Origin of the sequence: Croceicoccus sp. Ery15 (genome assembly GCF_020985305.1) — a bacterium.
Lineage (GTDB): Bacteria > Pseudomonadota > Alphaproteobacteria > Sphingomonadales > Sphingomonadaceae > Croceicoccus.
In genome coordinates this window covers 2,667,423-2,692,851 of sequence record NZ_CP087588.1, presented here as the reverse complement: position 1 = coordinate 2,692,851, position 25,429 = coordinate 2,667,423, and the positions used below count along the sequence as shown (strand labels likewise).

The 25,429-nt window shown below is 64.2% G+C and carries 23 protein-coding genes and 1 tRNA gene; 9 read left to right on the top strand and 15 right to left on the bottom strand.

The annotated features are described in order from the left end of the window. Window positions 1-5 precede the first annotated feature (5 nt). Complete coding sequence (locus LOZ77_RS13185; RefSeq protein WP_230279467.1) at window positions 6-1,247, top strand: Nramp family divalent metal transporter; 1,242 nt, start codon at window positions 6-8, stop codon at window positions 1,245-1,247. Here the strand turns inward: LOZ77_RS13185 and LOZ77_RS13180 are convergent. The 4 genes from LOZ77_RS13180 to LOZ77_RS13165 form a co-directional block, all read right to left on the bottom strand. Next, window positions 1,244-2,557 (bottom strand): Zn-dependent hydrolase, encoded by a 1,314-nt coding sequence (locus tag LOZ77_RS13180; protein WP_230279466.1) that lies wholly within the window; start codon window positions 2,555-2,557, stop codon window positions 1,244-1,246. The genes LOZ77_RS13185 and LOZ77_RS13180 overlap by 4 nt on opposite strands. Then, the gene (locus LOZ77_RS13175) at window positions 2,554-3,789 is read right to left on the bottom strand and encodes a M20 family metallopeptidase (RefSeq protein WP_230279465.1); all 1,236 of its coding nucleotides are present in this window, start codon (window positions 3,787-3,789) and stop codon (window positions 2,554-2,556) included. Before LOZ77_RS13175 ends, LOZ77_RS13180 begins: the two co-directional genes overlap by 4 nt. Before the next feature lie 69 nt (window positions 3,790-3,858). Beyond that, window positions 3,859-4,371: a DUF2141 domain-containing protein gene (locus tag LOZ77_RS13170; RefSeq protein WP_230279464.1), complete on the bottom strand. Its 513-nt coding sequence runs from the start codon at window positions 4,369-4,371 to the stop codon at window positions 3,859-3,861. 134 nt (window positions 4,372-4,505) lie between these two features. Then, window positions 4,506-6,221 carry an ABC transporter ATP-binding protein gene (locus LOZ77_RS13165; RefSeq protein ID WP_230279463.1) on the bottom strand — a complete coding sequence of 572 codons (1,716 nt, stop codon included), beginning with the start codon at window positions 6,219-6,221 and terminating at the stop codon, window positions 4,506-4,508. Window positions 6,222-6,386: 165 nt separating this feature from the next. On the opposite strand from LOZ77_RS13165, the gene rpe reads away from it, so the two are divergent. The 6 genes from rpe to LOZ77_RS13140 all read left to right on the top strand — a co-directional run bounded on the left by rpe (window position 6,387) and on the right by LOZ77_RS13140 (window position 12,175). Further along, window positions 6,387-7,049, top strand: a complete 663-nt coding sequence (gene rpe, locus LOZ77_RS13160; protein WP_230279462.1) for a ribulose-phosphate 3-epimerase — start codon at window positions 6,387-6,389, stop codon at window positions 7,047-7,049. A gap of 7 nt (window positions 7,050-7,056) precedes the next feature. After that, on the top strand, window positions 7,057-8,949 hold the full coding sequence (locus LOZ77_RS13155) for a heparinase II/III family protein (protein ID WP_230279461.1): 1,893 nt from the start codon (window positions 7,057-7,059) through the stop codon (window positions 8,947-8,949). Between the two features lie 142 nt (window positions 8,950-9,091). Then, window positions 9,092-10,684 carry a bifunctional phosphoribosylaminoimidazolecarboxamide formyltransferase/IMP cyclohydrolase gene (gene purH, locus LOZ77_RS13150; RefSeq protein ID WP_230279460.1) on the top strand — a complete coding sequence of 531 codons (1,593 nt, stop codon included), beginning with the start codon at window positions 9,092-9,094 and terminating at the stop codon, window positions 10,682-10,684. Between the two features lie 127 nt (window positions 10,685-10,811). Then, on the top strand, window positions 10,812-10,937 hold the full coding sequence (locus LOZ77_RS17850) for a hypothetical protein (RefSeq protein WP_255671130.1): 126 nt from the start codon (window positions 10,812-10,814) through the stop codon (window positions 10,935-10,937). A gap of 16 nt (window positions 10,938-10,953) precedes the next feature. Further along, window positions 10,954-11,622 carry a peptide-methionine (S)-S-oxide reductase MsrA gene (gene msrA, locus LOZ77_RS13145; protein WP_230281871.1) on the top strand — a complete coding sequence of 223 codons (669 nt, stop codon included), beginning with the start codon at window positions 10,954-10,956 and terminating at the stop codon, window positions 11,620-11,622. 61 nt (window positions 11,623-11,683) lie between these two features. Continuing rightward, a complete protein-coding gene (locus tag LOZ77_RS13140) occupies window positions 11,684-12,175 on the top strand; it encodes a Fur family transcriptional regulator (protein ID WP_230279459.1) in 492 nt (163 codons plus the stop codon). A gap of 1 nt (window position 12,176) precedes the next feature. Here the strand turns inward: LOZ77_RS13140 and LOZ77_RS13135 are convergent, their stop codons facing one another. The 7 genes from LOZ77_RS13135 to LOZ77_RS13105 all read right to left on the bottom strand — a co-directional run bounded on the left by LOZ77_RS13135 (window position 12,177) and on the right by LOZ77_RS13105 (window position 18,106). Further along, on the bottom strand, window positions 12,177-13,949 hold the full coding sequence (locus tag LOZ77_RS13135) for a hypothetical protein (RefSeq protein WP_230279458.1): 1,773 nt from the start codon (window positions 13,947-13,949) through the stop codon (window positions 12,177-12,179). Between the two features lie 27 nt (window positions 13,950-13,976). Continuing rightward, the gene (locus tag LOZ77_RS13130; RefSeq protein ID WP_230279457.1) at window positions 13,977-14,405 is read right to left on the bottom strand and encodes a GtrA family protein; all 429 of its coding nucleotides are present in this window, start codon (window positions 14,403-14,405) and stop codon (window positions 13,977-13,979) included. After that, window positions 14,402-16,027: an NAD(P)/FAD-dependent oxidoreductase gene (locus LOZ77_RS13125; RefSeq protein WP_230279456.1), complete on the bottom strand. Its 1,626-nt coding sequence runs from the start codon at window positions 16,025-16,027 to the stop codon at window positions 14,402-14,404. Before LOZ77_RS13125 ends, LOZ77_RS13130 begins: the two co-directional genes overlap by 4 nt. A gap of 149 nt (window positions 16,028-16,176) precedes the next feature. Further along, window positions 16,177-16,866 (bottom strand): PilZ domain-containing protein, encoded by a 690-nt coding sequence (locus tag LOZ77_RS13120; RefSeq protein ID WP_230279455.1) that lies wholly within the window; start codon window positions 16,864-16,866, stop codon window positions 16,177-16,179. Between the two features lie 186 nt (window positions 16,867-17,052). After that, a tRNA-Leu gene (locus LOZ77_RS13115) sits at window positions 17,053-17,137 on the bottom strand. Between the two features lie 104 nt (window positions 17,138-17,241). Then, on the bottom strand, window positions 17,242-17,520 hold the full coding sequence (locus tag LOZ77_RS13110) for an integration host factor subunit beta (RefSeq protein WP_230279454.1): 279 nt from the start codon (window positions 17,518-17,520) through the stop codon (window positions 17,242-17,244). Window positions 17,521-17,731: 211 nt separating this feature from the next. Beyond that, entirely contained in the window at window positions 17,732-18,106 is a 375-nt protein-coding gene (locus LOZ77_RS13105; protein WP_230279453.1) for a GntR family transcriptional regulator, read from the bottom strand. A gap of 165 nt (window positions 18,107-18,271) precedes the next feature. Between LOZ77_RS13105 and LOZ77_RS13100 the strand changes: the two genes are divergently transcribed. Then, the gene (locus LOZ77_RS13100) at window positions 18,272-19,849 is read left to right on the top strand and encodes a peptide MFS transporter (protein WP_230279452.1); all 1,578 of its coding nucleotides are present in this window, start codon (window positions 18,272-18,274) and stop codon (window positions 19,847-19,849) included. Window positions 19,850-19,917: 68 nt separating this feature from the next. Then, a complete protein-coding gene (locus tag LOZ77_RS13095; RefSeq protein ID WP_230279451.1) occupies window positions 19,918-20,604 on the top strand; it encodes an NnrU family protein in 687 nt (228 codons plus the stop codon). A 16-nt stretch (window positions 20,605-20,620) separates the two neighbouring features. On the opposite strand, the gene dxs is transcribed toward LOZ77_RS13095, so the two are convergent. The 4 genes from dxs to LOZ77_RS13075 form a co-directional block, all read right to left on the bottom strand. Then, entirely contained in the window at window positions 20,621-22,558 is a 1,938-nt protein-coding gene (gene dxs, locus LOZ77_RS13090) for a 1-deoxy-D-xylulose-5-phosphate synthase (protein ID WP_230279450.1), read from the bottom strand. 91 nt (window positions 22,559-22,649) lie between these two features. Then, window positions 22,650-23,141: a peptide-methionine (R)-S-oxide reductase MsrB gene (gene msrB, locus LOZ77_RS13085; protein WP_230279449.1), complete on the bottom strand. Its 492-nt coding sequence runs from the start codon at window positions 23,139-23,141 to the stop codon at window positions 22,650-22,652. A 25-nt stretch (window positions 23,142-23,166) separates the two neighbouring features. Continuing rightward, window positions 23,167-24,420 (bottom strand): ABC transporter permease, encoded by a 1,254-nt coding sequence (locus LOZ77_RS13080; RefSeq protein ID WP_230279448.1) that lies wholly within the window; start codon window positions 24,418-24,420, stop codon window positions 23,167-23,169. Next, entirely contained in the window at window positions 24,417-25,424 is a 1,008-nt protein-coding gene (locus LOZ77_RS13075) for an ABC transporter ATP-binding protein (RefSeq protein ID WP_230279447.1), read from the bottom strand. Before LOZ77_RS13075 ends, LOZ77_RS13080 begins: the two co-directional genes overlap by 4 nt. Window positions 25,425-25,429 lie beyond the last annotated feature (5 nt).

Here is a 25,429-nt window from a genome sequence, read left to right as displayed (position 1 = left end):
CGTCTATGAGCGCGCAACCGTCTGGCAGTATCTGGCGCCACATCGGCCCTGGCATCGTCGTGGCCGCAACCGGCGTGGGGGCGGGCGATCTGGTCGCTACGCTGATCGCGGGGTCGCGTTTCGGCTATGCGCTGCTGTGGGCGGCCATCGTCGGCTGTATCGTCAAGGTCGCGCTGTCCGAAGGGTCGGCGCGCTATCACCTTGCCACCGGATCGACCATTCTGGCGGGCTGGCAATCGCTGGGCCGGTGGACCGGCTGGTATTTCGGCATCTACGTGGTGATCTGGGGCTTCATCTATGGCGCCACCGCGATGAGCGCGACCGCCCTGCCGTTGGCTGCCCTGTTTCCGGTGCTGCCGTTGACGGGCTGGGCGATCTTGACGGGCCTGGCGGGTTTCGCATTCGTCTTCTTCAACCGCTATGACCGGCTGGAGGGGCTGATCAAGATCCTGGTCGGCGTGATGTTCGTCGTGATCGTCAGCCTTGCCGCACTGGCGGCGCCCGATGTCCCCCGATTATTGTCGGGGTTGGCCTTTGCGCTGCCCGAAAACTCGCTGTTCTATACGCTGGGCCTGATCGGCGGGGTCGGGGGCACGGTGACCACCGCGGCCTATGGCTATTGGGCGCAGGCCAAGGGCTGGAACGGCACCGGCTGGCTGCCGCTGATGCGGGTGGACAATGCCGTCGCCTATATTCTGACCGGCGTTTTCGTGGTGGCCATGATGATCGTGGGCGCGGAATTGCTCTATGCCGCCAGCATCGCCTTGCAGAGCGGGGACAGGGGTCTGCTCGACCTGTCGAATGTGCTGGAAGACCGCTTTGGCAGGCCGATTGCCACGGCCTTTCTTGTCGGTTTTGCCGCCACGGCCTTTTCGTCGGTGCTGGGCGTGTGGCACGGGATGAGCCTGTTTTTCACCGACTGGTACGTGCAGTTCTTCGACCGGCCGCAGGGCGACGGCCCGCCCGAACGCAGCACACCGTTCCGCGCCTATGCCGCATGGCTGACCTTTCCGCCGATGGTGCTGTTGTTTGCGCAGCAACCGTTTCTGCTGGCGGTGATCTATGGCGCGTTCGGGGCACTGTTCATGCCGTTTCTGGCGATCACCCTGTTGCTGCTGCTGAACAGCAGGACGCTGCCGGCAGAGGCGCGCAACGGCTGGCTGTCGAACGTGATGCTGGCGGGTTCGGCCCTGCTGTTCGTGGTGCTGGCAGGGCAGCAATTATGGGGCCTGTTCGCCGCCGTCTAGCCCGACGCAAGCTGGCCCACCGGCAATGGCTGTTCCGCGGCGCATGCCAGTTCCATCACGCAATTGCATAATAGCTGGGCACCACGCTCGATATCGGACCAATGCGTCCATTCGTCGGGGGCGTGGCTGATGCCGCCCACGCTGGGCACGAAAATCAGGCCGGTGCGGGTCAACGCGGTGAAGAATTGCACGTCGTGCCCGGCGCCCGACGGCATGACCTTATAGCTATAGCCCAGCGCCTTGGTATTCCGCTCTATCATGGCGACGATCCCCTCGTCGCAATAGGCGGGGGCAAGCCAACTCATCTGTTCGTAATCGAATTTCAGCCCGTGGCGGCGCGAGATCGATTCCAGCACCTTGCGACAGGCATCGGCAAGGCGCTTCATCACGTCCTCGTCCAGATCGCGGCCGACGATGGTGAAATCGGCTTCGCCCGGCACGGTATGCGGAAATCCGGGTTTCAGCGCGACATGGCCGATGGTGATGCGGCTTTTGTCGGTTCCTTCCTCGTCGATGATACGCGGGATTTCATGCGCGAAATCGACCATGCCCATCAGCGCGTCGGACCGCAGGTGCATCGGCGCGGTGCCCGCATGATCGGCCTTGCCCTTCAGCTTGACCATCCATTTGAACACGCCCGAAATCCCCTCGACCACGCCGATGGTGGTTTTTTCGGTATCCAGAACGGGCCCCTGTTCGACATGCAGTTCCAGAAAGGCATGCAATGTCTCGGGACGGCGATAGGCGTGCAGGGCCTGAAGGTAATCCAGCCCCGCCTCTGCCATGGCGTCTTTCAGGGCAAGACCATGTTCGTCCGCCGCGTTTTCCAGCCATTCGCGGGTGAGATTGCCGGTCAGCGCCTGCGCGCCCAGCATGCCGCCGAACCGGCCTTCCTCCTCGCTGGTGGCGATCACTTCGATTGGATAGTTCGGGGTAATGCCCGCGTCCTGCATGGTGCGGATCACTTCCAGCCCCGCGACCACGCCCAGCACACCGTCGAAAATGCCGCCCGCGGGCACGGAATCGAGGTGCGAGGCGATGACGATGGCGGGTTTGGCGTCTTTATCGTCCCACGATCCGCCGCCGAAACGCCCGATCACATTGCCCGCGCCATCCATGCGATGCGCCAGCCCCAGGTCTTCCATCCGGTCGCGCAGCCATTGGCGCGCGGCCATGTCTTCCGCCGAAAAACCCTGCCGGTACACGCCGCGATCCTCTTCGTTAAAGCCGAAGCGGGCGATGGCGTTGATGTCGGATTCGATCCGGCCGATGTCGATCCGGGGCAGGTTCGATCCGTCGGGGGTGGTCATGTGGAAAGGCCTTTCTGCAAAACCTCCAGCCCCAGCGCGGCCAGCAGCGCCGCGCCGCGCGGCAGCGCGGTTTCGTCCATATGCATGCGCGGCGAATGCAGGCCGCAGCATTGCGACCAGTCATCGCCTTCGCGTGCAACGCCAAGGAACAGCATCGCACCGGGCGCATGTTTCAAAACATAGCTGAAATCCTCTGCCGTCATCAGCGGCCGGTCCAGCACCTGAAAGCTTTCCGCCCCGAATTCGCGTGTGGCAACCTGCTGCGCGAGGGAAAAGGCGCGCGGATCGTTGGCCGTGACGGGAAAGCCGGATCTGACCGTCACTTCGGCCGACAGCCCGTGGGCGGCGGCGATATTCGTCGCGAGACGCTCGATCACTTGCGGCAGGCGGCTGCGGGTTTCTTCCGACAGGGTGCGCAATGTGCCGCGCATGATGCAGCTGTCGGCGATGACATTGTCGGCATGCCCTGCCTCGATCCTTGTAACGGTGACGACGACGGGTTCGCCCGCGTCGAACTGGCGCGTGACCATGGATTGCAGCGCGGTCACGATCTCGGCCGCGACGGGCATCGGATCGGCAGCGCCATGGGGCAGAGAGGCGTGGCCCCCCGCGCCCTTCACCACGATCTGCAGCGTATCGGACGCTGCCATCAGCGGCCCTGCGCGGCAGGCGATCTGGCCGTGGCGGGCATTGGGCATGACATGCAGGGCGAAACCGGCATCGGGCGGCCCGTTTTCGTCGGTCAGCAGCCCGTCCTCGACCATCATGCGCCCGCCGCCAAAGCCTTCCTCGCCCGGCTGGAACATGAACCAGACCTCTCCATCAAAGTCCTGCGCGCGCGCCGCCAGCAACCGCGCCGCACCTGCCAGCATGGCGGTGTGCCCGTCATGTCCGCAGGCATGCATCCGTCCGTCGATGCGCGAGGCGAAGGGCAGGCCGGTTTCCTCGGCCAGGGGCAGCGCGTCCATGTCGCCGCGCAGGACGACGCGCCGGCCTGTATTGCGCCCTTTCAGCACGGCGACCGCGCCGGTCGTCTGCGGCCCTTCGCGCCATTCCAGCGGCAGATCGGCCAGCGCCTCTTTCACCTTGGCCAGTGTGCGCGGGGTTTCCAGACCCAGTTCGGGATCGGCATGGATCGCGCGGCGCAGCGCCACGATCTCCCCGCCCAGCGCCTCTGCCGCCTCTGCCAGAGAGGGGGCGGCGCCATGCGATGGAGTCGTGTGAAGGTTCATGCAAACAGGGCTAACATTTCCCCGCCTGACAGGCAAAGCCCGCCCGAAACTGCGCGCGAAACCGGCGGGTTACGGGTATTTTACCGTCACCCGCGTAGCAAGTCCGGGGCGCGAGACGCGGATCGCGGTTTCTTTCCAGCTGGGACGGCGGATGCTGCCCATATCGGGATTGTTCGAAAAGCCGCCACCTTCGGTCGGGCGCATTTTCAGGAAGTTGAAGTTGAGCTTCTTGTCCATATCCTCGTCATGATAGACGAAGAACGCATAGGTGCCGTTTTCGGGCAGCTTCATGCAGATGCGCTGGTTGCCGGGCTTTGCGGGCACGCGGATCACGTCCATCGAACCGCCGCTGCCCAGAAATTCGTCGGCATTGTTATAGATTTTCACCGTCAGCCAGCCCTTGGCATTGCGCATGTTCTGCGCTTCCAGAAAGACCCAGCTTGCGCCGCTGGTGTCGCCTTCGCAGCCTGCCGGGGCGGCCATGGCGGGCGCAGGGACCAGCGCCGCCGCGCCCAAAGTCAGGGCGGCGATCCCGCTGGCAGCCAGCGAACGGCGGTGCTTGATAACAGGGGTCGGCGTCATGCGAAAATGGCTCCGCTGCGGAAGGGAAAAAAGGAACGGGCGGCCAGATGGTGGTGCGCGAAAAATCGTCAAGTCCGGTCGCATATTGCGTGCTTTTTGTCGCAAATGCCGTGAATAGGCGCTGAATTCGCCGTTTAGCTGGCAGAAGGTTTGACGACCGCGATCCGCCCGCTCTCCACCGTGACGATACGGTCGGCCAGACCGGTCAGCGCCCCGCGATGGCCGATGACCAGTACGGTGCATTGCCCTTTTAGCGCGGCGATGGCGCGGGCGATGGCGGCATCGTTCGCGGCATCCAGCGCGCTGGTCGCCTCGTCCAGTATCAACAGCGCCGGATCGCCCAGCAAGGCGCGGGCAAGGGCAATGCGCTGCCGCTCTCCGCCCGACAGCCGCCGCCCCGCATCGCCGACCATCGTGTCCAGCCCGTCGGGCAGGTCGAGCACGAAGCGGGCCGAGGCCTTGTCGAGTGCTTCCGCCAGCGCCGCATCGTCCGCGTCGGGGCGGGCCCATGTCAGGTTCTGCCGGATCGTCGCGTGGAACAGCACCGGTTCCTGATGCAGATAGGCGACGCGGCGGCGCCATCCGACCAGCGATGCGCCGTCCAGCATCACCCCGTCGAGGGACAGCCCGCCCGAATCGGGTGCGAACATCGCGCCGAACAGGTCGGCCAGCGTGCTTTTCCCCGCGCCCGACGGGCCGACCAGCGCGGTCATCGACCCGACGGGCAGGGTGAGCGAAACATCGTCCAGCGCGGGCAAATCGCGCCCCGCATGGCGCACGGTCGCGCCGGTCACCGCAATCTCGCGCCTCGGGCGCGCAACGGGAGTAGCGGGCAAATCGGGCTCGCGTGCGGCCTGCGCGCCGGCGAGCAGGTATTCGGCGCGTTCGATGGCAGGCAGGGCGTGCGCCCAGTGCTGCAACCCCGTCTGCAATGCGTCGAGCAGCGGCACAGACCGTGCGAATAATGCTATCAGCGGTAAAAGGACCGCCAGCGACACGCCTTGCGCAAACGCGATCCAGACAACCAATGCCATCACCATGGCACCGCCCGTCAGCAACAGGGCGCGGCTACCCGCTGTCGTGCCGATCATCGCCAATTGGGCACGGCGCATGGCTCCGACATTTTCGGCAAGGCGCAGCGCGGCCATATCCTCTTGCCCGTGCGATTTGATCAGGCGCAACGCGCCCAGCGATTCCTGTGCCTCGCTTTGCAGAGCGCCGACTTCGCGGATGACAGCGCCGCCCAAGACGCGCGCGCGGCGACGAAAACGAGCGAACAGCAGCATGACCACGACCCCGCCTGCGGCCCCCACCAGCGCCGTCACGGGCGACAGGGCAAGGGCCGCCAGCCAGACGACTGCCAGTGTCGCCACGCTGGTCGCCAGCACCAGCAGGCGGAATATGCCATCGCCTATCGTATCGACCAGCTGGATCAGCAGGCTGATATTGTCGGATTGCCGCATGGCCGACAAATGCCGCCATCCCGCCGCCAGCAGCGCGCGATAGATGCGGCTGCGCCAGACGTCGACCACGGCATACTGGCTGCGCGCCTGCACCAGCGCGAGGCGGAAGTTCACTTGCGCCCGCGCCGCCACCAGCGTCACGAACAGCGCCAGCAGTCCGGCAAGGCCCAGCCGCGATGCCAATGCGCCCGATGCCGCCGCCGCCCAATCGGGCAACCCTGCCGCCAACTGTCCATCGGACAGGGCCGAAAGCAGGGGGACCAGCATCAGCAGGCCAATACCCTCGGTCAAAGCCGACATGAGCGTCAGGACGATCAGAACCGTCATCTGCCACGGCGGGATTGCGCGCAAAAGATCGGGCACATGGCGGAAAAGCGAGCGGATCATCGCCGCGTTCCTAACCGCATTTGCGCCGATTGGCACGGGTGGTCGCGATTGATGACCGGCTCGGCCAGCGAAACTGTCTCCATAAGAGACGAACCGGAGGGAGCGTGTGGAAAAAAACGGCTATGTTGCTTGTGACGCTTCGCCCCTGTGGACTAATCGTGATTCATGCCGAAACCACTCATCTCGCCTTCGATCCTGTCTGCCGATTTCGCCCGTTTGGGAGAGGAAGTGCGCGCCATCGACGCCGCCGGTGCGGACTGGATCCATGTCGATGTGATGGACGGGCATTTTGTGCCCAACATCACCATCGGCCCCGCCGTGGTAAAAGCGCTGCGTCCGCATTCAGACAAGATTTTCGACGTCCATCTGATGATCAGCCCGATCGACCAGTATCTGGAAGAATTCGCGGCGGCCGGTGCCGATATCATCACCGTCCACCCCGAGGCGGGGCCGCATATCCACCGCACGGTGCAGGCGATCAAGGGGCTGGGCAAACAGGCGGGCATTTCGCTCAATCCCGCTACGCCCGCGAAAATGCTCGATTATCTGATCGACGACATCGATCTGGTGCTGGTGATGAGCGTCAATCCCGGTTTCGGCGGACAAAGTTTCATCCACTCGCAACTGAAAAAGATCGAGGCGGTGCGCCGCATGATCGACAAGACGGGCCGCGACATCAGGCTGGAGGTCGATGGCGGCGTCAATGCCGAAACCGCGCGGCTGTGCGTCGATGCGGGCGCCGATGTGCTGGTCGCGGGCAGCGCCACGTTCAAGGGCGGGCCTTCGCAATATGCGGCCAATATCGCCGCGCTGAAGGGCGGAGACTGATCACCCGATGGCATTTCATCCATCCCATTTGCGCGACGGGCCCGAATCGCTGTCGGGTCCGGCCAGTCGGCGCGGCATTCCGCTGGCACGCACCGGCGGCGATGGCGGCTGGGTGGAAGATGATGCGGGCGATCCGGCTTCGGGATCGTCCTCGCGTATGAATGCCGAGGGTTCATCCGCGCCGCCCCCGCCGCGTGAGGGAGAGCTGGGGCTGGCCGATCTGTCGCCACCGACATTGGGGCCGATCGACCGCACGATGCGGTTCCTCTATGCGCGCGGCATTTCGGCGCGCAATCTGGTGCGCCCGTTCCACAAGCCTTCGAAGATGCGCCTGCTGGCGACGGTGGCCGAACCGCTGCCGGGGGAACGGCCCGCCGGCATGGCACTGCGCGCGGGCCATTTCCTGATCGCGGGCAAACGGCTGAGCATCGAGAACCTTGATTTCAGCTCGGCCAAGCTGGCCCCGCCGATTGCGCGCGCGATCCATGGTTTCAGCTGGCTTCCCGATCTGGAGGCCGCCGGCACGCGCGACAAGCTTGCCCCGGTGGCCGAAGACATCATGCGCCGCTGGCTGCTGGCCAATCCGGTCGTGGGCGAAGGGCCTGCGTGGCAGGCAGGAGTCGCGGGTCAACGTCTGCTGGGCTGGCTGGTGCATGCGCCGCTGATCCTGTCGGGCGGGGATCGTGCGTTCCGCGCCGCGCTGCTGCGTCATATGTCCGATACCGCGCTCTGGCTTGACCGGCAGGCGCGCCGCCGCAACCTGCCGCAGGACGCGATTTTCGCATGGGCAGGGCTAACCGCCGCAGGGCTTCTGATGCCCGACGGCAAGCCGCGCCGCCTGTATGGCGAGGCGGGGCTGATCGCCACGCTGGGCGATGCGGTGGGCGAGGATGGCGGCATGCTGTCGCGCAGCCCCGACGACCAGATCGATACCATAGCGGCCTTGCTGCGGCTGGTCGCGTGCTATCGCGCATGCCGCCGCGAACCGCCTCCGCAGATCGAAACGATGCTGCGGCTGATGACACCGCCCCTGCTGGCGCTGGCGCATGCCGACGGGTCGCTGGGCAGCTGGCAGGGCTGTGCTCCGATGGGCGCGCGCCGTTTGCTGACCCTGTGCGAAGCGGCGGACCCGCATGCGCGCCCGTTGCGAGAGGCTGGGCATTGGGGTTTCCAGCGGCTCGCCGCGAAACAGGCCGTGCTGCAATTCGATGCCGCGCCCCCGCCTTCGGGGCGCGAGGCGCATGGCGGCTGCGCATCGACCCTTGCCATCGAATTCAGCCACGGGACCGAGCGTATTTTCGTCAATTGCGGCGGCGCGTCCATGGCGGGCGGGGCCGTGCCGCGCCGGATCGAGGAAGGGCTGCGCTCTACCGCCGCGCATAGCACGCTGATGTTGGGCGAAGGCGATTCGACGGCGGTCGAGGCCGACGGCAGGCTGGGCAGCGGCGTCAAATCGGTCACGTTCGACCGCGAACGGGCGCAAGGCGCGCATCTCATGATCGCCAGTCACGACGGCTATGTCGCGCGGCACGGGCTGTATCACGAACGGCGGCTGGCGCTGGCCGATGACGGGTCCATCCTGGAAGGGCAGGACGCGTTGATGCCGCGCGGCAAGCGGGCGCGGCGCGGCAGCCATAATTTCGCGATCCGGTTCCACCTTGGCCCCAATGTCGCGGCCGATCACGTCGTGCAGACAGAGGATGGCGGCAGCGGCGCGATGCTGGCGCTCCCCGATGGCACATACTGGCAGTTCCGCGTCGACGAACCGGGTCTGGCGATAGAGGACAGCCTGTGGGTCGATGGCGGGGGGCAGCCGCGCCAGACGCTGCAACTGGTCGTCACCGGCGATGTCGGGCGCGAGGGCGACATGGTCCACTGGTCGCTGCGCAAGATGGGCTGATGCGAAAGCTGGCCCAAACGGGCCGGATTCGCGTCCCCGTTCCCGAAACGTCACAATCGGCGGTTGATGATTGGCGCCTCCGCGCCTAAGCGCACGCGCACATATGGCGCATAGGCGCCGCTGTCACGAAAGCCACGAACCCATGGAAAACCCCGTCACCGTCCGCCGCGCCCTGCTGTCCGTTTCGGACAAGACCGGGCTGGTCGATCTGGGCAAGGCGCTGGCTGCCCGCAATGTCGAGCTGGTGTCCACCGGCGGCACGGCCAAAGCGCTGCGCGATGCGGGGCTGGCAGTCAGGGATATCTCGGAGCTGACCGGCTTTCCCGAAATGATGGATGGCCGCGTCAAGACGCTGCACCCCAAGGTGCACGGCGGCCTGCTGGCGGTGCGCAACGATGCCGCCCATGCCAAGGCGATGGAAGATCACGGCATCGGCGCGATCGATCTGGTCGTCGTCAACCTGTATCCCTTTGTCGAAACCGTCGCCAAGGGGTCCGACCGCGACGAGATTATCGAGAATATCGACATCGGCGGCCCTTCGATGGTGCGCTCTTCCGCCAAGAACCATGCCTATGTCTCGATCGTGACCGATCCCGCCGATTACGGCGCGCTGATTACCGAAATGGACGCGGGCGACGGCTCCACCGGCTATGCGTTTCGCAAGATGCTGGCGGCCAAGGCGTTTGCCGCTACCGCAGCCTATGACGCGGCGATCAGCCAATGGTTCGCCTATGCCGACCAGCAGATGAAGTTCCCGCCGCGCCGCGCCATGGCGTCAAAGCTGGTGACCACGCTGCGCTATGGCGAAAATCCGCATCAGGAAGCCGCGCTTTATGTGCCCGAGGGGCCGCATGTCGTCGGCCTGCCGCAGGCCGAGCAGCTTCAGGGCAAGGAACTGTCCTATAACAATTATAACGACGCCAATGCCGCGCTGGAACTGGTGGCCGAATTCGCGGACGGCCCGCCGACCGTGGTGATCGTCAAGCACGCCAATCCCTGCGGTGTCGCCGTGGGCGAAAATCTGGCCGAGGCGTGGGACAAGGCGCTGGCGTGCGATTCGGTGTCGGCATTCGGCGGCATCGTCGCCGTGAACCGCCCGCTGGATGCGGCGACGGCGGAAAAGATCACGCAGATTTTCACCGAAGTCGTCGTCGCGCCCGGCGCGGATGATGCGGCCAAGGCGATCTTTGCCAGGAAAAAGAACCTGCGCCTGCTGGTCGTGCCTTCGCTGCCCGATCCGCGCCGCCGCGGGGTTTCGCAAGTGGTGATCGCAGGCGGCTTGCTGGTGCAGGATCGCGATTTCGCCCATGTCGATCCCAAGGATCTGAAAGTCGTCACCAAGCGTGCGCCGACGGATCAGGAGCTGAAGGATTGCCTGTTCGCATGGACCGTGGCGCGCCATGTGAAGTCGAACGCCATCGTCTATGTAAAGGACGGCCAGACGGCAGGCATCGGCGCAGGCCAGATGAACCGCCGCGATTCGGCGCGCATCGCTGCGGTCAAGGCGAAGGAAGCCGCCGACACCTATGGCTGGACCGAGCCCAAGACCGTGGGCAGCGCGGTTGCTTCGGATGCGTTCTTTCCCTTTGCTGACGGCCTGCTGTCGGCGGCAGAGGCGGGTGCGACCGCAGTGATCCAGCCCGGCGGTTCGATCCGCGATGACGAGGTGATCGCCGCTGCCGACGAAGCCGGCCTTGCCATGGTGTTCACCGGCATGCGCCATTTCCGCCACTGATCGCGGCGGTTTTCCGCGACAATCGGTTACGTTGATGAACGGCGCACGACAGCGCCGTTCACCCTTTTTTCAGTGGACCGCCGGTAGAAGCGGTAACCATATTCCAGACTGAAGCGAAAGCATCGCCATGAGCATTCTCGACAAGCACATGATCCGCCATCTCTCGATCGGCTTTGCCATCGGCGCGGCGGGCCTGTTCGCGACGACGGGCTTCCCCTTTGCATCGGATGCCATCGCCGCCGTTTTCCTGTAATGTGCCGGGCGTGATCATTCGCACGCCCTTTCTGTTGCTGGGTGCCGCATGGCTTGCGGCCTGCCAGATTCCGGCCTCTGCCGAAGAGGCGGTGCGGACGCCCCCTGCCAAGATACAGGCCCGCGAATCGGGCGGCACGCGCACCGCGATCTTTGCGGGCGGCTGTTTCTGGGGCGTGGAAGCGGTGTTCAGCCATGTCGATGGCGTGACCAGCGCGGTATCGGGCTATCACGGCGGAACGAGCGCCGATGCCGATTACAAAAAAGTCAGCGCAGGCCTGACCGATCATGCCGAGGCTGTGCGCATCACCTATGACCCGGCCAAGGTGCGGTATGACGAATTGCTGCGCATCTTTTTTGCCGTTGTCGCTGATCCCACACAGCTGAACCGTCAGGGGCCCGACACCGGCCGCCATTACCGCAGCGCCATCGTGCCGACGACCGACGTGCAGGCCAAGGTCGCCCGCGCCTATATCGCGCAGCTGGAACAGGCCGCATTGTGGGACAGGCCGATCGTCACGCGGATCGAGGCGGAAAAGCGGTTTTATCCTGCCGAAACCTATCATCAGGACTTTGCGCAAAAGAATCCGCGCCACCCCTATATCCTGCGGTGGGACGCGCCCAAGGTGCGGGCATTGCAGGCCCTGTTCCCCGACGATTACCGCGCATCGTTCCGGCGGGGTTGATCCGCCACGCCGCCGCGAAAGCTTGCCAGCGGGCCCCGCAGTAAATATCTCGGTTTGCGCAATGTCTCATGAAACCCTGGCTCCGCACGACCATTCGGGTCACGACCACGAGGAACACTCGGGCAAATCGCTGCAGCGCGCGGCGCGTTCGGCGTTGACCGATGCGGGCGAGCAATGGACCGATATGCGCAGCGCCGTGTTCGGCCAGCTGATGAAAAGCGCCGCGCCCGTATCGGCCTATGACATTGCCGAGGAGCTGACGCGCGAGCGGGACAAGCGGGTCGCACCCAATAGCGTGTATCGCATCCTCGACCTGTTCGTGCGCACCAATCTGGCCAACCGGATCGAAAGCGCGAATGCCTATCTGGTCAACCGCCATCCCGGCTGCCGCCACGATTGCATCTTCGTGATCTGCGACCAATGCGGGCGCGCCGAACATATCGATGACGACCGGCTGACGGACGGGTTGCGGCAGGCAGCCGGTTCGGCCGGTTTCGGGGATTTGCGCACGGTGGTGGAATTGCGCGGCACATGCGCCGCCTGCGCGGCCTGACCTACCCGATTACCCGCCAGACCAGCACACCCTGATCGCCGTCGTGGGTGATCGGCATCAGCCAGTCGGGCGTTTCGCCTGCGGTTAGAATACTGGCGAGATTATCGTGCCCCATGTTGCGATAGAAGCGCACTTCCGAAATTTCGGGGCATAGCATGACAAAACCGACCCGCCGTTTCATCAGGATCGCATGCGCATCGCTTGCGGGTCCGCTGAAACTGCGGATCGTATCGCCAATGCCGCGATGCGCGCGGTGATGCGCGGTGGCGACCACGCGATGCGGGCTGTCGATCAGGATCGCGGGTCCCATATCGATGGGCGCCATGATATTGGCCGCATCTTCGCCAAGTGACGGCAGCACGCCGGACACGTCGCAGGCCGACGCAATGGCGGGCGCTGCCTTTGCAGCGGAGGCGTGACTGGGGGTGGCATGCATCAGCACGGTCAACGGCATGGCGGGCAGCAGCGATGCCGTCATCCCCGCGACCGCCATCGCCTGCTTGCCGGGACGGCCAAGGCTTCGCAGCTGGCGCAGCCACTGCTTCATCTGCATGCCGATGGGCACGGCGGCCAGCCCCGCGACCAATCCGCTGGAACGCGGCAGAAAGACCGCCAGCACCAACGCGGCCAGCAGCAGCACGGTATATTCCAGATGCCAGCGGTGCAGCCAGTCGGCACTGCGCGCGGCCAGCCGCAACGATACGACAATGGCAATCGCGGTCGGCACCAGAATTTGTGCGATCAGAGTGACCGGATGATGCCACAGCGGCTTGCTTTCGATCACATTGGCCAGCCACACATCATGGGCGACCGGATCCATCCCCGCAAAGCTGCCGCCCGCGCATTGCGGCGCCATTTGCAGCAGCACGATCACACCCGCCAGCGCGCCTGATCCCAGCACCAGCACCATGAACATCCACGGTCGCGGCACTTCGATCCGGCCCAGCCCGGTGGCGGCGATGGCCATAATCGACAGGGCGGCAATATGCGCAGGCGCCATCGCATCGCACATCGGCAGCGACGGGGTAGTCCCCCGCGTCAGCAGGTAAAGTCCCGCCGAACAGGCCGCCAGCGATTGCAGCATCGCGACCAGCCACTGGCGGTCGCCCCAGCAACGCAGCCAGCGCGCGAACAGGATCGCGCCGAACACCGCGACCATCGGCAGCGCTTCCATCGAGATATTGAGCCACAGCGCCAGCGCGCCGCCCAGAATCCACCCGCCGCGCCGCGCATCGCGCGCCATCAGCGCATTGACCGCCAGCATGAACAGCACGATCTGCCAGCCGTGATGGTCGATCCGCATCGGCCGCATCTGGTGCAGCAGCGGCGCGGCGATGGCGGCGGCAAGGCAGGCAAGGCCCGTCGCTTCCTCGTCGCACAGGCGCCATGCGATCCGCCCAATCAGCAGCACCGCCAGCCATAATGTGCCCAGCGGTACGATGACCGATGCGACATGTTCGGCCAGAGCCTGCCCGAACAAAGGCGACAGCACGACGATCACTGCCGCCAGCGGCACATCGACCAGCCGCGACCAGTGCATTCCGGCACCGAACGGCGCATCGATCCGGTATTGGGAGACATCGAACCAGCTTTGTCCAGCCAGCCAGTCGCGAACCTCCAGCAGGCGCATGATATCGTCGCCCTCGCTGAATTGGCGGCCCATGATCGCGGGCAATCCGGCGATCACCAGCAGCGCGGCCATCAACAGCCATGCCAGCGTGGCGCGAACGACCAGATCGCGGTCGATCACCGGACGGCGACGTTCCCCGATCATGCTGTCCGGCCCCGCTGGATCATGGCGTCAGCGCCCCTCATCCGCAGGCACGCCCACGCCGCGCAGGGTAAAGACAAAGCGCGCGCGCAGCAGGAATGTGGCGACGAAGCTGGTGGCGACTGCGCTCAGCTTGGCAAGGCGCGGATCGATGCCGCTGGCGACACCCATGCTGACGATCACCCATGTCAGCGACAGGCCGACCAGCGCAGAGGCAACGAACAGGCCCATCTGCATCGAACGGCCACGCCCTTTTTCGGCAACCCGTCCGGCAAACACCACGCGGCTGGATGCCAGCCAGTGAATTACGATGCCCAGCGAATAGCCGGATACCGCTGCCAGAGGCGCGGCCATGCCTGCGCCGATCAGCAGCAGATAGGAACCCATGTCGAAGCCCAACGCGACCGCGCTGGCGAAGCCATAGGCGATCATGCGCCGTGCTTCGCGGATCAGGCTCATGCCGCGTCGCGCCCACGCGCTTCGACGGTGCTGTCAGCGGCGATTGGCATCGGCACCGCGCGCATCGACGACAGCGCGGCGGCGCGGTCCTGCGCATTGCCGGCATGCTGCGGAAAGGCAGGTGCCTCGCCCTCGCGGCCCGCTTCGTGATATTCGGCGTCTTCGTTTACGCACCATGTGTCGTAAATGCGGGCTCCGGCGATGATATTCTCGACCGTCAGCATGGCGGTCATCATCGCGTGATCCTGATTATTATAGCGGTGCATGCCGTTGCGGCCCACCAGATGCAGCGTGGGGTGCTTGTCCTCAAGCTCTTCGCGCATCACCGCCACGCGGGCGGCGTAATCCTCGTCATAGACGGGATAGGCCTTTTCCTGACGCACAACCGAACCGCCGATCACGTCTTCGCGGCTGGCGAGGCCAAGGATTTCCATCTCCCTTGTCGCCAGTGCGATCAGATCGTCGTCGGACGATGCCCACAGCCCGTCACCTTCAAAGCAGAAATATTCGAGGCCGACGCAGGCCACTGTTTCGTCGGGCACCATTTCGGGCGACCATGATCGGAAGTTCTGGATGCGGCCAACCTGAACCTTCGAATCATGGATATAGATCCAGTTGTCGGGAAACAGGTCTTCGCTGCGGATCTTGAGCGCGACGGTCAGGAAGTCGCGATATTTCAGGCCGCTGGCATCCAGCACCGCATCGGGCACGGGCGACAGGCGTGCGGCCAGTTCACGCATCGGGGCCGAGCTGATCGCGTGTTTCGCGCGGATGATCCGTTCCGACCCGTCGGTGGTGACCGCGTCCAGCCGCCAGCCGCCTTCGCCGTCGCTGGCCAGCTGTTTCAGCGCATGGCCCATCAGCACGCGGTTGCCGCCAGCCTCCACATGGTCGCGCGCGGCTTCCCACATCATGCCCGGGCCAAGGCGCGGATAGCGGAATTCCTCCAGCAACGTCTTGGCCTGCATGCCGTTATTGGGTTTCCTGTTCAGGCCCAGCGAACGCTTTAGCCCGTCGACCACCGCGCCCCACAGCGACAGGCCCTTGATCCGCTGCGCTGCCCAGTCGGCGCTCATCTCGTCGCAGGGCATGCCCCACACCTTCTCGGTATAGGTCTTGAAGAAGATCGAATAGAGCTTCTCGCCGAACTGGTTAACCGTCCAGTCCTCAAAGCTTTTCACCTGCTTGCGCGGGAACATCTGCACCTTGGCAAAGCTGGCCATGCACATGGCCGAACGCCACAGGCCGAGATTGCGCAGCGCCTCGAACGCGCGCAGGGGATAGGAGTAGAACTTGCCCTCGTAATAGATGCGGCTCATCCGTGGGCGGCTGATGAAATCGTCGGGAAGAATCTCGTTCCAAAGATCGACGACGGCCTGCGATTTCGAAAAAAAGCGGTGACCGCCGATGTCGAAGCGATAGCCTTCGTGTTCGACCGTGCGGCTGATGCCGCCGACATAGGTCTCGTCTTTCTCGATGATCGCGACCGACTTGCCCGCCTTGGTCAGCAGATAGCCCGCGGTCAGCCCTGCCGGACCCGCGCCGATGATGACGACATCGACGGCCAGATCGTTGTTTTCCGGTGTTCGCCCCGACCCGATGGAATTCTGCGAGAAAGCCACGTTACCCCCTGATTCGACCGTCAGACCGGAGCTTTCGGCCTGACCTTGATCAAAATCTGACCGAAAATGGCTAAAGGGTCGTTAACGTGGCGGGATTCGCCGGGTTTTATCGTTAATTTCTGACGGGAAAGGGCCGTTGCCCGGCGGCGTCAGAAATTAACGGCACGCTTTTGCATTGCGGCGGGCCGCACCACCGGCTTGCGGGGGTGATCCCGGCGCCACACGCGCGAAATCGCCTGCAGATTGCCGGCCATATGGGCCACATCCTCGAACCGGAAGGTTTCGATGAAGGCCAGGCCATAGACCGGTTGTTCGCGCCAGCGCACCACGGCATAGATCTCGCCCAGCGATGGCACCGCGATGCGAACCTGTTGGCCGATGGATAGCGGATGGTCACAGCGGATGCGGGCGCCCTGATGCGAAACATCCTCGATCTTGACCTCGTGCTTGGTGCCCAGCACCGTGACCGACGAAGGCAAGTCGACGCCGATCCGGATGGCGCGCTTGCGGAAGGGGCCTTTCTCTCCGACCAGCGACCGCAGATCGGCAAACTCTGGAAAGCGCAGGCCTGCATGGCCATCGCGCTGCCACACCAGCTCCACCGAATGACGGTCGCCGTCTCCGAATTCCAGCTCGATTCCTTTAACGTCGTCGGGGATCGGTTCATAGATGCGAACGCGCAGCGCGCTGTTCGAAATATCGCGCAATACGCAGGGCATCTCGACATCGCCATAAACCAGCTTTGCCGTTCGGATTATCGGAAAACGCTCTTCACTGCGCCGTTCCGCATGGGTGGCGATTGCCTCGCCGAACATTCCATGTTGCCCCAGATCGCTCACGCCTGTTTCCCTTGCCATTCCTGACGTTTGCAGCGGCCGCCAAAAGCGGACCCGCTCTACCACCCATCCGGTTTACAATGGCAAAGGTTAAAGGACCGTTCGCTAAACCGCGAAATTATCCCGATATTTCGGTAAGATGATCTTAACCGTCACGGCGCGGCACGAGGCGAGGCGAGGCGGGGGAAATGGTGCGGGCGGCGGGACTCGAACCCGCACGATCAAGGATCAGGGGATTTTAAGTCCCCGGCGTCTACCATTCCGCCACGCCCGCATCGCGCGCTTTGCCTAGGCGCAGGCTGCGCGCCGTGCAACGCCGATTGCCGCGCAATGCGCGGGAGAATTAAAATGTGACGATGATTGCGTTCGGGCGCGGGTTCAGCCGTTAAGCCGTTCGCGCATTTCCTTGCCCGCCTTGAAATAGGGCACTTTCTTGCCCGGCACTTCGACGGTTTCGCCGGTGCGCGGGTTGCGCCCCGCGCGCGCCGAGCGTTCGCGCGTGGAAAATGCGCCGAAACCCCGCAATTCAACGCGGCCGCCCTGTGCCAACCGGTCGGTGATGGCATCGAAGAATGTACTGACCACGGCCTCCACCTCTTCGGGACGAAGCTCGGGATTTTCCCGCGCGAGTGTCTGGATGAGTTCGGACCTGATCATACGCTTACACCCCGTTTGCCGTGGCTGCGACCCCGTCGGCATCCGCTTGTCGAACCTCCCGATCCGGCCGGGCCCCTCCCAGTCCAGAAATTGAGTGCAATGAGCGGAATGCGCAGGAACATGCCATTCGCAGGCGCAACATTCAAGGGCGAAACAGTCCGCCAAGCAGGGCGGATCTTACGAAAAAGGATAGGAAAATCACCGATCGGGATTAGTTTGCGGTTGTCGCATCCAATTCGCCGGCAAGGAATGCGCGGTTCAGTTCCAGTAATTCGATGCGTGTTTGAATGGCAGGCCAATCCTCGGCCAGGAATTGCTCCCGCTCCGATTCCAGCAGTCGCGCCCGCGCGCCCGTCAGCAATTCGACCCCGATCCCGCGCCGCACCGCGATCAGCCCATCGTCCTGAAATTGCTGATACGCCTTTGCCACCGTCAGGGGATTTGCGCCCTGTTGCGCCGCGAACGCACGAACCGAAGGAAGCAGTTCACCCTCTTTAAAGCGGCCGGTCAGGATCGCGGCGACAATCTCGTCGCGCAGTTTAAGATAGACGGGACGCGTCTTGTGAATTCCTGTGTCGCGGGCCATGGCGTTATAGTGGCATAATACACCCGTGCAGACAAGGCAGCCCGCAGCGTTGCCCGCGCGCAACGCCACCGGTTTCAAATGCAACAATCGGGCTTTACCCGCGCCTGCGATGCTTTACTGTGCCCGCTTTCGAGCCCGAGATAAAACAAGGACAAAAGGCCTCCGATGGCGACCAGTTACGAGCAAAGCGGCGACGCCCGCGGAACTATTCTTGGCCACCCCAAAGGCCTGTTCATCCTGTTTTTTGCCGAGATGTGGGAGCGTTTTTCCTATTACGGAATGCGCGCCCTGCTTATTTTCTATCTCACCAAGCACTGGCTTTTTTCCGATGGAGAGGCCGGGGTCATATACGGTGCCTATACCGCGCTGGTCTATATCACGCCGGTTTTGGGCGGCTATCTGGCGGACCGCTGGCTCGGGCAGAGGAAGGCCGTGTTGTATGGTGCGGTTATACTGACGTTTGGCCATTTCCTGATGGGTTTTGAAGGGACCGGCGGTCAGGATCAGGCCTCGCTCAATATCTTCTGGCTGGCGCTGGCCTTTATCATCGTGGGTTCCGGCTTTTTGAAGGCCAATATTTCGGTAATCGTGGGCCAGCTTTATCCGCGCACCGATGCGCGGCGTGATCCGGCCTATACCATCTTTTACATGGGCATTAATCTCGGCGCATTTCTCGGCTCGCTGTTATGCGGCTATCTGGGCGAGGTTTATGGCTGGTCATACGGCTTCGGTGCGGCAGGCGTTGGCATGCTGCTGGGTCTGATCGTGTTCGTTATCGGCAAACCATATCTTCTGGGCCGCGGAGAACCGCCCAAGGCCTTGTCCAAAGGACTGGAATTCGGGCTCTATGCCGTGGGTCTGGTGGCCGTCGTCGTCTGCTGGTGGATGGTGCAGAACCAGGACGTGGTCGGCACGCTGCTGGGCATCTTCGGTGCGATACTGGTGATTGGCGTGGTCGCCTATTCGGTCGTGAAACTGCCATCTGAAGAGCGTGACCGCATCTTCGCCGCCATGTTCCTGATCTTTGTATCGATCGTATTCTGGGCCCTGTTCGAACAGGCGGGCAATTCGTTGAACCTGTTCACTGACCGCCACGTCGATCGCTCGATCTTCGGGTGGCAAATGCCTGCCTCGATGTTCCAGTCGCTGAATGCGGCCTATATCTTCCTGCTGGCACCGTTCTTTGCGTGGGGATGGACCCTGCTGGGCCGCAAGGGGAAGGAGCCTTCTGCTCCTTTCAAATTCGGCCTTGGCGTTATTCAGGTCGGTCTCGGCTTCCTCGTGCTCGTATGGGGGGCCAATGCGGCGGGCGTCAGCGCGGTGCCGGTGATCTTTATCTTCCTGATCTATCTCCTCCACACCACGGGTGAGCTTTGCCTGTCGCCTGTCGGCCTTTCTTCGATGAACCGGCTGGCGCCGGCGCATATGGCGTCGCTGATCATGGGAACATGGTTCTTTGCATCGGCCACCGGCAATTTCGCGGCTGGCCTGATTTCCAAGGCAGCGGGCGGCGAAGGGCTGGAAGGTGAAGAAGCCGGGCGCGAACTGGTCCTGTCGGTTTATTCCACGGTGGGCTGGTATGCGATCGGAATCGGCGTTGTCGTGCTGGTGCTTTCACCCGCCATTCGCTGGCTGATGCATCTGGATACGTTACAGGACGATAATGTTGGCGATGACCTTCTGGGCCAAAGCGAGGCTGGCGAGGCGCTGGCAGGCGGGGTTCATCCCGAAGTAAAGGGCTGAACCCGCCAAACGGCCAGCCCGGCAAGGCGCGCCACGATCCCGCCGCATAGCAAGGATAGGAAACCCGCATGGACCTGAGGCTTTCCTTCCTGCTGTCGGCGGCGATCGTATTCGTGGGCACCCACATCATCCTGACGCATCAGCTGCGCAAGCCGCTGATATCGCTGCTGGGGCAGGCGAGTTTTATCGCGGCCTATTCGATCGTCGCCGTCGTCACGCTGGGCTGGACGGTCTATGCCTTTGCCGAGGCACCGCGTGGCCCCTATGCATGGCCCGCCTATGCCGACTGGGCATGGATCGCGGCGATGCTCATCACATTCTTTGCCCTGCTGCTGCTGATCGGCAGTTTCGCGGGCAATCCCGCCGCTCCTTCGCCCAAAGCCGCCGAACTGGCCGCCAGCAAGGAGCCGACGGGAGCCTTCGCGGTTACCCGCCACCCGATGATGTGGGGCATCTCACTCTGGGCGTTTTCGCATATTCTGCTGGCGCCCGAACCGCGCACATTGTTCCTGATGGGCGCGTTTATCGTGCTGGGACTGGGCGGTTCGGCCATGCAGGACCGCAAGAAACAGGGGCAGCTGGGCGATGCGTGGACCGGTTGGCAGGCCCGGACGAGCTTCTTCCCGAAACTGTCCGGCCTTGCGCGCATATCGCCGGTGATGTGGCTGGGCGCGCTGGCCCTATGGCTAGGGATCAGCTGGCTGCATCTGCCGCTGGGCGGCGTGGCTGCGGGCGTATGGCGGTGGCTGGGGTGATCGACACCCCACGGCCCTAGGCCCGCGCTTCCTCGACCCCCGCGCTGTTGTGGCGCAGCGCTTTCAGGACCGTATCGACGATATTGGCGGCATTCAGTCCGGCTTCGTCATATTGCCTGTCGGGCGCGTCGTGGTCCTGGAAAATGTCGGGCAGGCGCATGGTGCGGATCTTCAGGCCGTTGTCCAGCAGCCCCTCGTCGCTGGCCATCGTCAGCACATGGGCGCCAAGCCCGCCGATGGCGCCTTCCTCGACAGTGACGACCACTTCGTGGCTGGCGATCAGGCGTCGGATCATCGCCTCGTCCAGCGGCTTGGCAAAGCGCAAGTCCGCCACGGTCGTGGACAGGCCTTTTGCCTCAAGCTGGTCGGCAGCCTTCAGCCCCTCGGCAAGGCGGGTGCCCAGCGACAGGATCGCGATCTTGCTGCCCTCGCGCACGATACGCCCCTTGCCGATTTCAAGCCGTTCGGGCTGTTCGGGCATGGGCACGCCGGTCCCTTCGCCGCGCGGATAGCGGAAGGCGATCGGGCCGCTGTCATGGCAAGCGGCGGTATAGGTCATATGCGCCAGCTCCGCCTCGTCAGCCGCGGCCATCACCACCATGTTCGGCAGCGTCGCCAGATAGGTCACGTCGAAACTGCCCGCGTGGGTCGCCCCGTCCGCGCCGACCAGACCGGCGCGGTCGATGGCAAAGCGCACGGGCAGGTTCTGGATCGCCACGTCATGCACCACCTGATCGAAGGCGCGCTGCAAAAAGGTGGAATAGATCGCGCAGAACGGGCGCATGCCTTCGGCCGCAAGACCGGCGGCAAAGGTCACCGCATGCTGTTCCGCAATGCCGACGTCGAAGCTGCGGTCGGGGTGGGCCTTGTTGAAAATATCGACGCCGGTGCCGCTGGGCATGGCGGCAGTGATGGCGCAGATGCGGTCGTCGGTTTCGGCCAGTTTCGCAAGGGTTTCGCCGAACACGTCCTGATATTTGGGCGGTCCGCCCCTGGACTTTTTCTGCTCGCCCGTGACGACGTTGAACTTCTGCACGCCGTGATATTTGTCGGCGCTCTGTTCCGCAGGGGCATAGCCCTTGCCCTTTTGCGTGACGACATGGATCAGGCACGGCCCCTCGGCGGCATCGCGCACGTTTTCCAGAACGGGAACCAGCGCTTCCAGATCGTGCCCGTCGATGGGGCCGACGTAATAAAAGCCAAGCTCTTCGAACAAGGTGCCGCCCATCGCCATGCCGCGGGCGAATTCGTCGGTCTTGCGCGCGGCGACATGCAGCGGGCGGGGCAGCTTGCGCGCGAATTTGCGCGCCAGTTCGCGCAGGCCAAGGAAGCGGCCCGAAGACACGAGGCGGGCAAGATAGCTTGACAATCCGCCAACGGGCGGCGCGATCGACATGTCATTGTCGTTCAGGATCACGACCAGACGGTTGCCCGCCTGTTCGGCATTGTTCATGGCTTCATACGCCATGCCCGCGCTCATCGCGCCGTCGCCGATGACGGCGATGCCCTTGCCGGGCCTGCCCGACAGCTTGTTGGCCACCGCAAAGCCCAGCGCCGCGCTGATCGAGGTGGAGCTGTGCGCCGCGCCGAACGGGTCGTATTCGCTTTCGCTCCGCTTGGTAAAGCCCGACAGCCCGCCGCCCTGACGCAGGGTGCGGATACGGTCGCGCCGGCCCGTCAGGATCTTGTGGGGATAGGCCTGGTGGCCGACATCCCAGATCAGGCGATCTTCGGGCGTGTTGAACACGTAATGGATCGCGGTGGTCAGTTCGACCACGCCAAGGCCGGACCCCAGATGGCCGCCGGTCTGCCCGACGGCATCGATCATCTCCAGCCGCAGCTCGTCAGCCAGCTGGCGCAATTGCGACGGGGCCAGCCTGCGCAGATCGTTGGGCGTGTCGACCGTATCCAGCAGCGGTGTCAGCGGTTTGTTAGGGGCCTGTTCGGCAGTCATTATTGTGCTCTAGCCGTGAAAATCGTCGGAGTCGAATAGGCAGCGTTTCCACTGCCCTGTCGGTGGCGCGTTTTGGCTGCGCCTGTTGCCCTTAGGCAGCGCCGGGAATGAAATCCAGTGCCAGCCCGTTCATACAGTAACGCTTGCCGGTGGGCTTGGGTCCGTCATTGAACACATGGCCCAGATGGCCGCCGCAATTGGCGCAATGCACTTCGGTACGGGGATAGCCGATCTTGTAATCGGTGCTCGTGCCGATGGCGCCTTGCAGCGGACGATAGAAACTGGGCCAGCCGGTGCGGCTGTCATATTTAGTGCGCGACGAAAACAGCCGGTGGCCGCAGCCCGCGCAGGCGAAGATGCCCGCGCGCTTTTCCTTGTCGAGCGGGGAGGAGAAAGCCCGCTCGGTGCCCGCTTCGCGCAGGATGCGATATTCCGCCGCAGTCAGCCGCTTGCGCCATTGCGCGTCGCTTAGCGTAAAAGGGAATGCCTGCTTCGCCTCGGCGCTTTGACCGCAGGCCGTTGCCAGCGGGGACAGCGCGCCCGCAAGAAGCAATCCGACAAAGCTGCGGCGATCATGGGTCATGCCGCCCCTGTTACCCCATCCCGCCTTAGGCGCGCCTGAACGAGCGGACCGATTGCGACAGTAACGTGCCCAGTCCGCGCCTGCCCTTGGCCGGACCCGATTTCATCACCGTCTTGCGGAACAGCGCCGCGCCCGCGCGCACAATCAGGAACACCCACAGGGCCTGCCACGCGATGGCGACGAAATGGGGCCAGATTTCGGGCTGCATCGCTGCGCGTGCCAGCATCGCAAAGGGCGAGGAGAAGGGGAAAATCGCTGCCGCCATTTCGATGGGCTGCCCCTGATGGCCCAGCGCATAGGACGCAAGAAAGAACACCAGCAATTGCGCCATGGTGACGGGCATGGACAAAGTCTGCACCTCGCGCACCGTGGCCGCCAGACCGCCGATCGACAGGAACAGCGATCCCAGCAACAGATAGGCGCAAGCGAAATAGGCGATGCACAGCAGGATGAACACCGGCCAGCCGACTGCCGGCGTCGCCAACATCGAAAGCCCGCTGCCGCCCGCCACCAACACCAGCGCCGCCGCGCTGCCCCACACGGCAATGCCGACAAAGCTGACGCCCAGCATCGCCAGCAGCTTGCCGAAAAACACCGCGTCCATCGGCACGGCGGCGGCCAGCACTTCGATGATCTTGTTCGCCTTTTCCTCGACAAGGTTCGACAGCACCATGCCTGCCAGCAGCATGGTCAGCAGGAACAGCAGCGTCTGTCCCGCCTGCGCGGTGCGGATGCGCCCGCCCGCTTCGTCCACCTGGCTGGGCTGGGCCATGGGTTGCATGGTGATCGCGGGCCATTCGCGTTGCTGCGCGCCTGCCCGCAAGTCGCGCAGCCGCCGCGCCTCGTCGACCAGCAGGCTGACATCGCCCTGCCATGCCGCGATGCGGTTCGACGGGCCCGACAGGCTGGGTTCGTCCAATGTGCCCGCCAGCACGGCGGCGACATTGCGCTCGCCCGGACCGTCGGCCATCACGGCCCTGATCTCGCCCGTGCCGTTGCGGTCGCCTTGCAGCATCTCCAGACCGGGCAGCTTGGGCAGGGCATGGTGCAGCGACTGGCGCGCATCGCTGATCAGCGCGCTTTCGGTCTCGCTCATCGCAATGCCCAGCCTCGCCTCGCCCGCAGCGCCCTGAACGCTGGCGCCGATGCCGCCCGCCATCCATGCGACGATCACCGGAAACAGCGGGCCAAGGATGAAGAACAGGAACGACCGGCTGAACAGGATCGCGCGGAAATCACGGCGCGCGATGACCATGATCTTGGACAGGAAATGCTTCATTTCGCGCTCTCCGCACCCTTGCCGTCGTCTTCCAGCGCCTTGGCCGCGGCCTCGCCCGCAATGGCGACGAACGCATCGTGCAGTCCCGCCCGTTCTATGGAAAGCGCCTGGATCCCCGCCTTGCCTTCCACCAGCGCGGTCAGCAGCGGTTCGACGCCGTCGTCGGGCAGCGAAAATGCCCATAGCGCCCCGCCGGTCGCCTTGATCTGCGGCTGCGCATCGGCGGGCAGTGCCGCGCGCCATGGTCCGTCGATGGTGCGGGTTTCCAGATGCACCTGCGGCGGCAAACGGTCGCGCGCGGTAGAGACAAGGCCGTGGAACGGCACCCGCCCGCCCGCGATGATCGCGATGCGTTCGCACAGACGTTCCGCATGGGCGAGGACATGGGTGGAAAAGATCACCGTTGTGCCTTTTTCGGCAAGGCCGCGAATGGTCCGCTCCAGCCGCCCCTGGCTGATCGCGTCGAGGCCCGAGAACGGTTCGTCCAGCACGACCAGTGCCGGATCGTGCACCAATGTGGCCAAAAGCTGCACCGTTTGGGCCTGTCCCTTGGACATCTGGCGAATCTGGCGGTCCGCAATATGCGCGAAACCGTGCTCTTCCAGCAGGCGATAGCCGCGCTTGCGCCCCTCTGCCGTGGGCAGGCCGCGCAGCGCGCCGACAAAGGCGATGGCATCCACGGCCTTCATCGCGGGATACAGCCCCCGCTCTTCCGGCAGATAGCCGATGCGATTGGCCAGCGCGTGCGGATCCTCGCTCCCCAAGACGCGGCGGGTGCCCTGATCGGGGTCGATAATGCCCAGCAGCATGCGCAATGTCGTCGTCTTGCCCGCGCCATTGGGGCCGAGTATGCCGAAGATCGACCCTTCGGGCACGGCGATATCCACGCCGTCCACCGCCAGAACCCCGTCGAAACGCTTGACCAGCCCCCTTGCTTCGATCGCCAGAGGGCGGTTGCTGTCGTCAAGGGGGGTGAACCGGGTTTGATCGAACGCTTGTGTCATCGCCT

Bases quoted from the DNA above. Each gene is read 5' to 3' on its own strand.
- LOZ77_RS13185 (WP_230279467.1), top strand. From the start codon at position 6: ATGAGCGCGCAACCGTCTGGCAGTATCTGGCGCCACATCGGCCCTGGC.
- LOZ77_RS13180 (WP_230279466.1), bottom strand. From the start codon at position 2,557: ATGACCACCCCCGACGGATCGAACCTGCCCCGGATCGACATCGGCCGG.
- LOZ77_RS13175 (WP_230279465.1), bottom strand. From the start codon at position 3,789: ATGAACCTTCACACGACTCCATCGCATGGCGCCGCCCCCTCTCTGGCA.
- LOZ77_RS13170 (WP_230279464.1), bottom strand. From the start codon at position 4,371: ATGACGCCGACCCCTGTTATCAAGCACCGCCGTTCGCTGGCTGCCAGC.
- LOZ77_RS13165 (WP_230279463.1), bottom strand. From the start codon at position 6,221: ATGATCCGCTCGCTTTTCCGCCATGTGCCCGATCTTTTGCGCGCAATC.
- rpe (WP_230279462.1), top strand. From the start codon at position 6,387: ATGCCGAAACCACTCATCTCGCCTTCGATCCTGTCTGCCGATTTCGCC.
- LOZ77_RS13155 (WP_230279461.1), top strand. From the start codon at position 7,057: ATGGCATTTCATCCATCCCATTTGCGCGACGGGCCCGAATCGCTGTCG.
- purH (WP_230279460.1), top strand. From the start codon at position 9,092: ATGGAAAACCCCGTCACCGTCCGCCGCGCCCTGCTGTCCGTTTCGGAC.
- LOZ77_RS17850 (WP_255671130.1), top strand. From the start codon at position 10,812: ATGAGCATTCTCGACAAGCACATGATCCGCCATCTCTCGATCGGCTTT.
- LOZ77_RS13140 (WP_230279459.1), top strand. From the start codon at position 11,684: ATGTCTCATGAAACCCTGGCTCCGCACGACCATTCGGGTCACGACCAC.
- LOZ77_RS13135 (WP_230279458.1), bottom strand. From the start codon at position 13,949: ATGATCGGGGAACGTCGCCGTCCGGTGATCGACCGCGATCTGGTCGTT.
- LOZ77_RS13130 (WP_230279457.1), bottom strand. From the start codon at position 14,405: ATGAGCCTGATCCGCGAAGCACGGCGCATGATCGCCTATGGCTTCGCC.
- LOZ77_RS13110 (WP_230279454.1), bottom strand. From the start codon at position 17,520: ATGATCAGGTCCGAACTCATCCAGACACTCGCGCGGGAAAATCCCGAG.
- LOZ77_RS13105 (WP_230279453.1), bottom strand. From the start codon at position 18,106: ATGGCCCGCGACACAGGAATTCACAAGACGCGTCCCGTCTATCTTAAA.
- LOZ77_RS13100 (WP_230279452.1), top strand. From the start codon at position 18,272: ATGGCGACCAGTTACGAGCAAAGCGGCGACGCCCGCGGAACTATTCTT.
- LOZ77_RS13095 (WP_230279451.1), top strand. From the start codon at position 19,918: ATGGACCTGAGGCTTTCCTTCCTGCTGTCGGCGGCGATCGTATTCGTG.
- dxs (WP_230279450.1), bottom strand. From the start codon at position 22,558: ATGACTGCCGAACAGGCCCCTAACAAACCGCTGACACCGCTGCTGGAT.
- msrB (WP_230279449.1), bottom strand. From the start codon at position 23,141: ATGACCCATGATCGCCGCAGCTTTGTCGGATTGCTTCTTGCGGGCGCG.
- LOZ77_RS13080 (WP_230279448.1), bottom strand. From the start codon at position 24,420: ATGAAGCATTTCCTGTCCAAGATCATGGTCATCGCGCGCCGTGATTTC.
- LOZ77_RS13075 (WP_230279447.1), bottom strand. From the start codon at position 25,424: ATGACACAAGCGTTCGATCAAACCCGGTTCACCCCCCTTGACGACAGC.